Origin of the sequence: Nonomuraea sp. NPDC049400 (genome assembly GCF_044466425.1) — a bacterium.
In the GTDB taxonomy this organism is placed as follows: domain Bacteria; phylum Actinomycetota; class Actinomycetes; order Streptosporangiales; family Streptosporangiaceae; genus Nonomuraea.
On the sequence record NZ_JBITMP010000002.1, the window covers coordinates 450391 to 460631 of the forward strand.

The 10241-nt window shown below is 70.7% G+C and carries 11 protein-coding genes; 5 read left to right on the forward strand and 6 right to left on the reverse strand.

The genetic code is table 11. The features are described from left to right. Position 1: 1 nt before the first annotated feature. Positions 2-1750 carry a right-handed parallel beta-helix repeat-containing protein gene (locus tag ACIBVN_RS03865; protein ID WP_397132358.1) on the forward strand — a complete coding sequence of 583 codons (1749 nt, stop codon included), beginning with the start codon at positions 2-4 and terminating at the stop codon, positions 1748-1750. A 49-nt stretch (positions 1751-1799) separates the two neighbouring features. On the opposite strand, the gene ACIBVN_RS03870 is transcribed toward ACIBVN_RS03865, so the two are convergent. Continuing rightward, entirely contained in the window at positions 1800-2429 is a 630-nt protein-coding gene (locus ACIBVN_RS03870; protein WP_397132360.1) for a response regulator, read from the reverse strand. Continuing rightward, a complete protein-coding gene (locus ACIBVN_RS03875) occupies positions 2369-3466 on the reverse strand; it encodes a sensor histidine kinase (RefSeq protein WP_397132390.1) in 1098 nt (365 codons plus the stop codon). Before ACIBVN_RS03875 ends, ACIBVN_RS03870 begins: the two co-directional genes overlap by 61 nt. A gap of 130 nt (positions 3467-3596) precedes the next feature. Between ACIBVN_RS03875 and ACIBVN_RS03880 the strand changes: the two genes are divergently transcribed. The 3 genes from ACIBVN_RS03880 to ACIBVN_RS03890 all read left to right on the forward strand — a co-directional run bounded on the left by ACIBVN_RS03880 (position 3597) and on the right by ACIBVN_RS03890 (position 5776). Further along, positions 3597-4571: a hypothetical protein gene (locus ACIBVN_RS03880; protein WP_397132362.1), complete on the forward strand. Its 975-nt coding sequence runs from the start codon at positions 3597-3599 to the stop codon at positions 4569-4571. 69 nt (positions 4572-4640) lie between these two features. After that, positions 4641-5234 carry an RNA polymerase sigma factor gene (locus ACIBVN_RS03885; protein ID WP_397132364.1) on the forward strand — a complete coding sequence of 198 codons (594 nt, stop codon included), beginning with the start codon at positions 4641-4643 and terminating at the stop codon, positions 5232-5234. A gap of 50 nt (positions 5235-5284) precedes the next feature. Continuing rightward, complete coding sequence (locus ACIBVN_RS03890) at positions 5285-5776, forward strand: peroxiredoxin family protein (RefSeq protein ID WP_397132366.1); 492 nt, start codon at positions 5285-5287, stop codon at positions 5774-5776. Here the strand turns inward: ACIBVN_RS03890 and ACIBVN_RS03895 are convergent. The 4 genes from ACIBVN_RS03895 to ACIBVN_RS03910 form a co-directional block, all read right to left on the reverse strand. Next, positions 5743-5937 (reverse strand): DUF5708 family protein, encoded by a 195-nt coding sequence (locus ACIBVN_RS03895; RefSeq protein ID WP_397132368.1) that lies wholly within the window; start codon positions 5935-5937, stop codon positions 5743-5745. The genes ACIBVN_RS03890 and ACIBVN_RS03895 overlap by 34 nt on opposite strands. 141 nt (positions 5938-6078) lie before the next feature. Then, complete coding sequence (locus ACIBVN_RS03900; protein WP_397132370.1) at positions 6079-7617, reverse strand: OmpA family protein; 1539 nt, start codon at positions 7615-7617, stop codon at positions 6079-6081. A gap of 55 nt (positions 7618-7672) precedes the next feature. Continuing rightward, positions 7673-8041 carry a barstar family protein gene (locus ACIBVN_RS03905; RefSeq protein WP_397132372.1) on the reverse strand — a complete coding sequence of 123 codons (369 nt, stop codon included), beginning with the start codon at positions 8039-8041 and terminating at the stop codon, positions 7673-7675. A 7-nt stretch (positions 8042-8048) separates the two neighbouring features. Continuing rightward, complete coding sequence (locus tag ACIBVN_RS03910) at positions 8049-8462, reverse strand: ribonuclease domain-containing protein (RefSeq protein ID WP_397132374.1); 414 nt, start codon at positions 8460-8462, stop codon at positions 8049-8051. A gap of 215 nt (positions 8463-8677) precedes the next feature. On the opposite strand from ACIBVN_RS03910, the gene ACIBVN_RS03915 reads away from it, so the two are divergent. Further along, entirely contained in the window at positions 8678-9880 is a 1203-nt protein-coding gene (locus ACIBVN_RS03915; protein ID WP_397132376.1) for an alginate lyase family protein, read from the forward strand. Positions 9881-10241: the final 361 nt, after the last annotated feature.

The window sequence follows — 10241 nt, forward strand, 5'->3', positions numbered from 1 at the left end:
GATGTTCCACTTCCACGTCGCGCCTTCCGGTGACGACACCTGGCCGGGCACGGCGGAGCGTCCCTTCGCCACGCTCGAACGCGCTCGGACCGCGGCCAGAGAGGCGGCCGGTGACGCCGTCGTGCACCTCAGGGCGGGCGTCCACGTGCCGGCCGGGCCCCTGGAGCTCACCGAGGCCGACTCGGGGACCGTCTACCAGGCGTACGGCTACGGCACGCCCGAGCAGGAGGAGGCCGTGGTGAGCGGCGGCCGCCACATCACGGGCTGGCAGGTGCGAGCGGACGGCGTATGGTCGGCCGACGTCGGGGACCTGGACTTCCGCCAGCTCTACGTGGACGGCCGCCGCGCCCTCCGCGCCGGCATCCCCGGCCTGCCCGGCACCGCCGCCGCAAACGTCACGGGTTACGTCACAGACAGCGCGGACCCGCTCGGATGGCGGAGCCCGGGCGACGTCGAGTTCGTCTACCGGGGCGTCTACCCGTGGACCGAGGCCCGCTGCGGAGTGGCCGGCGTCTCGGCCGACGGCGGCTCGACAGTGATCACCATGGCGCAGCCGGCGTTCGGATGGGCGGCCGAGCTCTACAACTCCACCTGGGAGGGCCAGACGTCGCAAGGCCCCGGGCTGCCCACCCGCATCGAGAACGACGCCGCCTTCCTCAGCGAGCCGGGCACGTTCGTGCTCGACCGCTCACGTCCCGGGCGGCACGTCCTGCTCTACCTGCCTGGCCCCGGCGAGGATCCCGAGCGCACGCGGGTGGTCGCGCCGGTGCTGGAAACGCTCATGAACGCCGTGGGGACGCGGAACCTGTCGTTGCGGGGCATCGTGTTCGCCGACGCGACCTGGCTGCGGCCAAGCCGTCCCGAGGGCTTCCTGCACTATCACGGCAGCGGCTACTACGAGGGCGGCGGCGTCGAGACGGCCGTCCTGGGCGAGGGGATGTCGGTGACGTTCCCCGCCGCGTCGGCGTCGATCCCGGCGTGCGTGACGTTCGCGGACGTGGCCGGGGTGGAGATCGAAGGCTGCCGGTTCACCCGGCTCGGGGCGTTCGGGCTGAGCATCACGGGCGGCACCGAGGTCGGGGTGCGCGGATGTGACCTCGACACGCTGTCGGGCGGCGGCGTCTCGGTGTCGGGCGGGCGGGATGTCACGATCGAGGACACCTGGGTGCATCACGTCGGGCTCGAGTACAGCGGGTCGCCGGGGATCGCCGTGACGGGCACGAAGGGGTGTGTGGTCGCGCGGAACGAGGTCGCGGACGTGCCGCACTGCGGCATCGTCGTGGGCCCGGGGGAGGGGACGCGCGTCCTGCGCAACCTCACCGCGGACACCATGCAGGTGCTGGCCGACGGAGGCGGGATCTACCTGGCCGGGGCGCAGGGCACCTCGCGTGCGGACGGGGCGCTGGTGCAGGGCAACGTCATCGAGGACACGCGCACGCCGTACAACTTCGGGCTCTACACCGACTACGGGGCCTCGTGGGTGACGGTGGAGGGGAACGTCGTCGCGCGGGCGGACAGCACGGCGGTGCTGACGGTGGCGCCGCCGCTGGAGAACGTCGTCTACCGGGGCAACTTCTGGGACGCCGATCCGGTCGGGCACGACGGCCCGCCCAGCGGGGTGACCTACGAGGGGAACGTGACGCTCAAAGACGAACGGGAGCTGAACGCCGCCACCGCCGGCATCCGGTCACAGGCGGGACTCGTCCGTCTGCGGGCGGGGTCGCGGTCGGCGGGATCGCCGCGCCGGTGAAGCCCGGCCCCGGCGCCGTCCCGCACTGGTCGCCTGCCCGCGCCTGAGCTCACGGCTCGGCCCTGCCGGTGGCCCAGGCCCATGCGGCGATGCCGACCCGGTTCCTGGCGTCGATCTTGCGCTGGACGGCCGCGATGTGGTTCTTGACCGTGCCCGGCGCGAGGAACAGCTCCGTGGCGATCTCGGCGTTGGTCTTGCCCTGCGCCACCATCGCGACGATCTCGTCCTCGCGCTCGGTGAGGACGACGTCCGGCCGCTCGCGCGGCAGGCCACGCTCGCGCAGCAGCCGGACGGTGAGCTGGGGGCTGATGAGCATGTCACCGTTCATCGCGGCCCGGATGGCCTCGACGAGCAGCGCGGGGCCGGAGCGCTTGAGCACGAACCCCGACGCGCCGTGCCGCAGCGCCGCGTGAACGTACTCGTCGAGCCCGAACGTCGTGACGATCACCACGTGGATGCCCGTGCCGGCCAGGGCGCGGGCCACCTCGATGCCGTCGGCCCCGGGCATGCGGATGTCGGCGAGCACGACGTCGGGCTCGATCGCCTTGGCCGTGTCGATCGCGGCCCGGCCGTCGGCGGCCTCCGCCACGACGGTCATGTCGGGCTGGGCGTCGAGGATCAGCCGGAAGGCGCTGCGGATGCCTTCCTGGTCGTCGGCGATGAGGATGCGGGTGGCCACTCGGGCGATTGTGCCAGCGGCAGGCGGGCGGTCAACGACCACCCGTCCCGTACGGCCTCCGTCGCCAGGTCACCGCCCTGCTCCCGGACGAGCGCCGCCAGCCCGGCCAGCCCGGACCCGCCGCGCCGCCCGCCGCGCGCTCCGGTCACGCCGTCGTTGGCCATCGTGATCTCGAGTGCGCCGGACCCGGCGCCGACGGTGAGGTCCACCCGGGTGGCCTGGGGAGCGTGCCGCCGTACGTTGGTCAGTCCCTCGACCACGATCCGGTAGGCCAGCGCCCCGAGCTCCGCGGGAACCGTCACGTGCGCATCCATGCGCAGGCGGACCTGAGCGGCGCCCGCGGCGGAGAAGCGTTCGGCGGCCGCGCGGATGCCGCTCAGGTCGCCCGCGGGGGAGAGGGGGCGGTCGTGGTGGAGCATGTCCAGGGTGCGGTCCAGCATCGACATGGCGCGCTGCCCCGCCGCTTCGACGCGTTCGAGCGCCCGCAGCGGATCGCCCGTGACCGTGCCTGCCTGGGCGTGCGCCACCATCTCGCTGATGTCGTGGGCGACGAAGTCGTGCAGGTCCCTGGCGAGCCGCAGCCGCAGCGCGGCACGGGCGTCGGCCACCGCGCGGGTCTCGCGTACCTCGACATGGCGCAGGTAACCGCCGACGGTGGCGGCCAGGAGCGCGCCCAGGCCCCAGAACGCGCAGGCACCCACCCCTTCCAGCGGCGAGGCGGGGGTGAACAAACGCAGCAGCCACACGGACGCGGCCAGACCCGCCGCCGGCGCGGCCGCGGCGGCCTGCCGCGGCGGCGCGTACCGGACGACCAGTCCGGTCAGCGCCATGAGCGCCAGGCTCTCGGCCATCCACAGCGCGCCGGCGCCCGGCGCGGGCTCGGCCACCCCGAGGACGCAGGCCAGCGTGAGGGCAACGGAGACGGCGGCGGCCGGCCAGGCCAGGGCGGGCAGCCGCGACCTGAGGCTCCGGCGGAACAGGACGGCCGCCGCCGCTCCGACGGCAACCAGCACCGGCACGGAGGCCGCGACCCACATCAAGCTCACCGCACCGAGGATATGCCCGCGCCAGAAGCACCCACAGGGTGCCGAACGGCACGTTCGCCGGCGGCAAAGGGTGCCGAACGGCATCTCGCCCGGCAACGGGCCCGGCCACGACGCTGATCCCATGGAAACCGTTACTTCTCGCCGGCGGGGTTACGCGGCTGCGGTGTGGGCGCTGGCCTACGGGGTGCTCGGGGCGGCATGGGCGCTGGGGATGCCCGGCTTTCCCTGGGGCGCCTCCGACCCCGACCCGGACGGGGCACTGTCCATCCTGGCCAGTACGACGCCGCGCTTCGGCTGGTGGATCGCCGCCTTCGCGCTGCTCACCATGGTGACGGCGCTGGCGCTGACCCGCGGGGGCGGCGGCCGGGCTCCCCTGTTCGTCGCCTGGCCGATCGCCGCGCTCCTGGTCCTGGTGATCCCCGACTCCCGCCTCATGATGGGCGTCGCCTATACGCCCCTGCTGCTGGTCGCGCCGGTCTTCGGCTGGGGCCTGGGCGGGGCCACGTTCGCCGACGCCTGGCCGTGGCCCGTGCTCAACCAGCTCGTCTGCGTGCTCGGCGGGCTGCTGCTGACGGCCGCCGCGCTGGCCTACGGCCGGGGCCGGTCCCACTGGTTCACCCCGTCGCGGGGGCGGAGGGCCGCGTACGTGGCCGCCGTGGTGCCGCTGGTGTACTGCCTGACCCGGTGGGCCTGGGCGCTGGGCATCCCGCTCGGGGTGAGCGGGGAGTTCCTCGCCGAAGGCGAGAGTGGCCTGTGGCTGGCCGGGGCCTACCTGGCGACGTTCGGCGCGTTCGGCGGCGTGCTCACCCTCGGACTGGCCCAGCGGTGGGGTGAGATCTTCCCCAGCTGGATCCCCGGGCTGCGCGGCAGGCGGGTGCCGCCGCTGCTGGCGGTCATCCCGGCCGGGTTCGTCTCGATCATCGTCACCGTGGCCGGGCTGACCTACGTCCGGTGGACGATCGCCGGTCGCTTCGCCCTGGACGAATGGGGGGCCTGGCTCCCGGAGTGCTTCTGGCCGATCTGGGGCGCCGCCCTGGCCACCGCCACCGTCTCCTACCACCTGCGCCGCAGGCAGCAGCCGCGAGGTCGGCTCTGATAACGGTGAATCCTTTTGCGGTCCTGGGCCCTCTTATGAGGTGATGGCCACACTGAGAAGGAGATGGGTATGCGTGACGTCATGAGGCCGGCTGACCGCTCCTGGGTGAGCGCGCAGCTCATTGAGGCCGCGCAGGCCGGCGATCGCGAGTCGATCAGCGCGGTGATCTACGGCGCCCATTCTCACGTGCGGCGCTTCGCGGAGCATCTCTGCGCGTCCCCGCAGGACGCCGAGGACGCCGCGCAGGAAGCGCTGATCATCCTCTATCGGAAGATCGGCTCGCTGCGCGCCACCGGGGCACTGGCATCGTGGATGTTCAGAATCGTCCGGAACGAGTGCCTGCGCCGCGCGCGACTGCTGTTCGACCGCCACGAGGAGGCCGGCGCCGGTCTGGCGACGTCAGCCGAGGACGAGGTCATCCGGCGGCTGGAAGCCGAACTTGTCGCGCAGGCGATCAGGGAGCTGCCGGATGTTCAGCGCAGAGTGCTGATCATGCGGGATGTGCTGGGCTACCCGGGCCGGACGGTCGCGGGGATGCTCGGCTTGAGCAACGCCGCGATGAAGTCCCAGCTGCACCGGGCCCGCAGCAGGCTCCGGCTCGGCCTGGGCGGCATGACCGGCCCCACCGGCGGCCCGGCCGACCCAGAAACCACCAGCGCCTGACCTGAGCCGACCGCATTTCCACAACCCGAGTCCGAAGAGGAAGTTCCGCCATGCTCGAAACCGGATCGCCCGCGCCCGACGTAGTGCTCGAGGACACCGACGGCCAGACCGTCCGTCTGTCCGACTACCGGGGCAAACATGCCGTGCTGATCTATTTCATGCGGTCGACGTCGTGCCCGGTCTGCAACAGGCACGTGCGCGATCTCATCCGGCGCCGCGACGAGCTCGCGGCCGACAACGTCCACGTGTTCGTCGCCGTCCCTGAGGACCGTCAGGAAGCGGCCGCTTGGAAGGCCAAGCGCCAGATCCCCTTCCCCGTCCTCATAGGGCGCCGCGGCACACCGCACGAGATGATCGGCCTGAGCAGGAAGGTCTTCGGCTCGCTGCAGCAGTCAGGCGACCTCCTCATCGATGCCCAGGGCGTCATCCGCCATGCTCACGGCGCCACCATGCCCACCAGCGGCTACGACAAGAACGGGATCACTGCCGCTGTCCAGGGCCTCCGCGCTCAGGCCGCGTCGCCGCCGCGCACGCCCTTGTAGATCCCGTACATGGCCTCCAGCCCGCCGACGACCATGAGGACCACCCCCACCTTCGACGGCGTGAAGATGAAGATCTCCTCGTCGAGCCCGAACAGCCACAGCGCCAGCCCCACCACGAAGGTGGCCGAACCGGTGATCAGCGTCTTGCGGGCGGAGGCCATGAGGGAACTCTTTCGATCGCGAGGGGTGGAATCACCGGAAACCCTAGTGAAGGGCAGGGTCGCGAGGCTTCCTGCGGACTGAGGAGATCGCGTACATCCTTCGGCTGATTCCGGTGGACAGGTGGTTGCGCCGTCCTGCCGCTACTGGATCGGCACCTGCAGGTCGCGGAAGTTCCCGATCTTCACCTTCAGCGTGGTGGCCGCCTCGGGCAGCGCGAACAGGCTCCAGAACTCGCGCTGCTGCCCGGGGCCGAACTTCTCGGTGTTCAGGCGTACGCCGGACACGTCGGTGCAGGCGCAGTAGGAGTCGAAGCCGCCCTTGTCGTCGGCGACCTGGAGGCGGGCGGGCAGGTACTGGCGGCGGGCTGCCACGTCGGTCAGCCTGACGTTGTAGGCGGCCTGGTACTTGAACGACATCCAGTCCTGCGCGTGGTGGAGCTCGTTGAACCAGGCTTCGCCGTCACCCTGGTTCTCGATCCGGTACGTCAGCAGCCCGAGGCCGCCCGGCAGCCGCCGCAGGCCCGTGATCTCCATGGAGATCGGCTGGCCGTCCGCCTGGCCGGTGCCCGTCAGGCCGGTCGCGCCGGGAGTGACGGTCGTGGAGGGCGCGGCGGGCGCCGGCGACTGGGGCTTGGCGAAGGTCACGGTGACGCGGCGGTTGCGCCGCTTGCCCTCGTCGGTGTCGTTGCTGTACAGGGGGCGGCGCGAGCCGTACCCCTTGGCCTGGAAGCCCACGCCCTGCCTGGTGACCAGCGCGGACAGCGCCTGGCGCACGGCCTGGGCGCGGCGGGTGGACAGGGGGTCGTTGATGGCGTTGTTGCCGGAGGAGTCCGCGTGCCCCTCCACCTTCACCGTGGAGCCGGGCGAGGCGTCGATGAGCTTCGCGGTACGCGCCAGGACCGCTTTCGCCTTGGGGGTGAGCGTGGCCTTGTTCACCGCGAACAGCACGTCGGAGGAGAGGTTGACCTGCAGATCCCGGCCGTCGTCCGCGGTTTCCTCCGACTTGTCGAGCGACTCGGAAGGGGTCACGAGGCGGCGGGTGGCGGTGGTGACGGGCTCGGCGTCCGGGTCGGGGATCGTCATGCCGGACGGCGTGACCGGCGGGTCGTCGCTGATCGGGACGTCTGTCATCGGCGGGCCCACGGGGGTGACGACCGTGGTGGTGGACGGGTTGCCCGAGGGGGCGGGCATGACCGCGTACAGGCTGATCGACTTGCCCGGGTCGATGAAGTAGCCGAGGCCGTCACGCTTCTGGTCGCTGCACAGGCAGGGGGAGCCGGCAGGCTGGTACGGCAGGATCCAGGAATGCGCCTGCGCGTCCAGCACCCCGATGCCGGACGCCCAGCGGATCTCCCCGAGCGGGCGGGTGTTGTCGCCCATCTCGCCGGTCCACGGCAGCTGTTCGCTGCCCGTGTTGGTCAACCTGAGCTGGGCGACCAGGTGTTTGCCCTTGACCCGGTTCAGCCCGACGACCTCGACCTTGAGGTTCTCGGACTTGGTGCTGCGGGTCTGCGCCAAGGCAGGGCGGGTGTCCTGATCTGCTGTGCTCGGCTTGCTGGTCGCGCTGGGGGAGGGCGTTGTCGCCGGCGGTGCGGACGTGCGCGGTGCGGCCTGCGAGGACAGGCCACAGGCCGAGATCGCGAACAAGGTGATCAAGGGGGCGGCGATCCGGTAGTTCATCTGGGAGATACTGCCGTATTTGTATCTCGGTGGCCTAATTTCCGGTGCCAGCTCTTCAGGTCAGCGCGGCGGCGGCCCGCTGCCGGAGCGCGGCCTCGTGGGCAGGGTCGGTGCGCAGAGTCACGGTCAGCCCGCTCTCGGCGGCGTCGGCGAGGACGGCCAGCAACGTGGCGAACTGCTCGGGAGGCTCGGCGTCGAGCAGCTCCTCGGCGTGCTCCACGAACAGGGCGACGGCGCCGGTGTCGCGCAGGCAGTCGGTGAGCGCGTCCCAGTTGCGGCCGAAGTAGCCGGGGAAGCGCAGAGCCCGCGCCACCTCCTCGAAGAAGGCGGCGCGGGTCCGGCAGGCCCGCCCATCCACCACCGCGGGCGCCGGGCCGGTGGACACGGTCAGCCAGTGCGGCAGCGGGTGTGCGGCGGAGGTCATGGCAGTCCTAGAGCCGGTAGAAGTCGGTGTAGTGGTTGGGCGAGAACCACACCACGCCGGTGCTGCGGTTGACGACGATCCGGTACGCGTCCCGCGCGGCACCCCGCGCCCGGGAGTAGACGTCGTACTCATAGTAGGTGGCGCCGCTGGGGAGCTGGCCCTCGCGGTTGTAGAAGCGCCCGCCGGTGTAGTTGTACCTGCCGTCCGGCCACGAGTACCAGCCGCTGGAGGTGGGGTAGCCCTTGGAGGCCCAGATCGAGCTGGCCGAGCGCGCGTCGGCGCACCGCGAGATGGTGCAGGAGTTGTAGACCGCGGCGCCGGCTGGGCTGATGCCGACCAGGGCGATGACGGAGACGATGGCGGCGAGGACGACGGTGAGCCTCACCGGCCAGGACGGTCCGGGGCGTTGGGGAGTGTGCACGAAGCCTCCTTGTGGGGTGCGACGGACACCGTAATGATCACCGCTCGAGTCAGATCAAAAAAGACAAAGACGTCAAAAGTATGGTGAATATTTCGCGGCCGTCCTATACGTGGAGCCAGTGGTAAGCGCCTTCCGGTTGGGCCTTGTCAAGAAGTTCTGTCAGGGCTACGATCTCACCAAAAATTTAGGAAAGTTTCCTAAATAAGGAGTGAGCTGTGGTCCGTCTCCGTAGTCGCGGCAACCTGTTATCACTCGCACTCGCGCTGGTGGTCGCCCTGATCGCCCCCGTCTCGTCCCCGCCCGCCGCCACGGCCCGGACCGCGCCGGCTGCTTTCACGCATCCCGGCGTGCTCGTCAGCAGGGCTCAGCTCGACTTCGTCCGCGCCAAGGTCAATGCCGGCGCCCAGCCGTGGAAGGGCGCCTACGACCAGATGATCGCGAGCCCGCTCGCGTCGTTGTCGCGGACCCCGAAGCCGCGGGCCGTCGTGGAGTGCGGCTCGTACTCCAATCCCAACTACGGCTGCACGGACGAGCGCCAGGACGCGCTGGCCGCCTACACCGCCGCGCTGGCCTGGTACATCTCGCGGGACAGCCGGTACGCGGAGAAGGCGATCCAGATCATGGACGCCTGGTCCGCCGTCATCACCGACCACACCAACAGCAACGCGCCGCTCCAGACGGGGTGGGCGGGGTCGTCCTGGCCCAGGGCTGCCGAGATCATCCGGTACACGTACACCGGGTGGTCCGCCACGGGCGTCAACCGCTTCGCGACCATGCTCAGGAACGTCTACCTGCCCGAGATCATCAACGGCAGCACCCGCACGAACGGCAACTGGGAGCTGTCGATGATGGACGCGGCGATCGGGATCGCGGTGTTCCTGGAGGACAGGGCCGCCTACGACAAGGCCGTGAGCACGTTCCGTGCCCGCGTGCCCGCGTACATCTACCTCACCGGCGACGGCGCCTTCCCCAAGGGGCCGGCCGGCTCCGGCATCGACACGCGGGCGGAGGTCGTCGACTACTGGCAGGGGCAGGACACCTTCGTCGACGGGCTGTCCCAGGAGACGTGCCGCGACTTCACCCACACCGGGTACGGCCTGGCGGCGACGGCGCACATCGCCGAGACCGCCCGGATCCAGGGGCAGGACCTCTACCCGGAGATCGCCGACCGGCTGCGGCACGCGCTCGGCCTGCACGCCAAGTACCAGCTCGGGGCGGCCGTGCCGTCCTGGCTGTGCGGCGGGAGCCTCGCGCTGGGCCTGGGGCCGGTCACCGAGGTCGGCTTCAACGCCCTGCACAACCGCATGGGCATCGCGATGACCAACACGCAGGCCCTCACCGAGCGGCAGCGCCCGGCGGGCTCCAACAACCTGTTCGTCGCCTGGGAGACCCTCACCCACGCCGGTAATCCCAACTAGACGCCGCCGCCCACTGCCGGAAAACTGAGATTGACGAATCCATTCAGGCCATGAAATAGTGGCCTTGGCACCGAGGTTGACACTAATAATAAGTGTGGACATTCGTTTCTGATTTGAGTTATGCTGCCCTCTCGTGCTGCCCTTTTTGACGTCCCGCTTCCGCGTCAGTGGTTGTTGGGGCGTCTGGCATGCGCGCAGTTCGATTCCATCCGTGCCCTCCGGAAGGACATCTGTTGGCAGCCTCGCGCAACGCCTCCGCCGTACCTGCTGGTCCCCGTCGCGTGTCTTTTGCGCGCATCCAGGAGCCCCTCGAAGTTCCTGACCTTCTGGCCCTGCAGACCGAGTCTTTCGACTGGCTGCT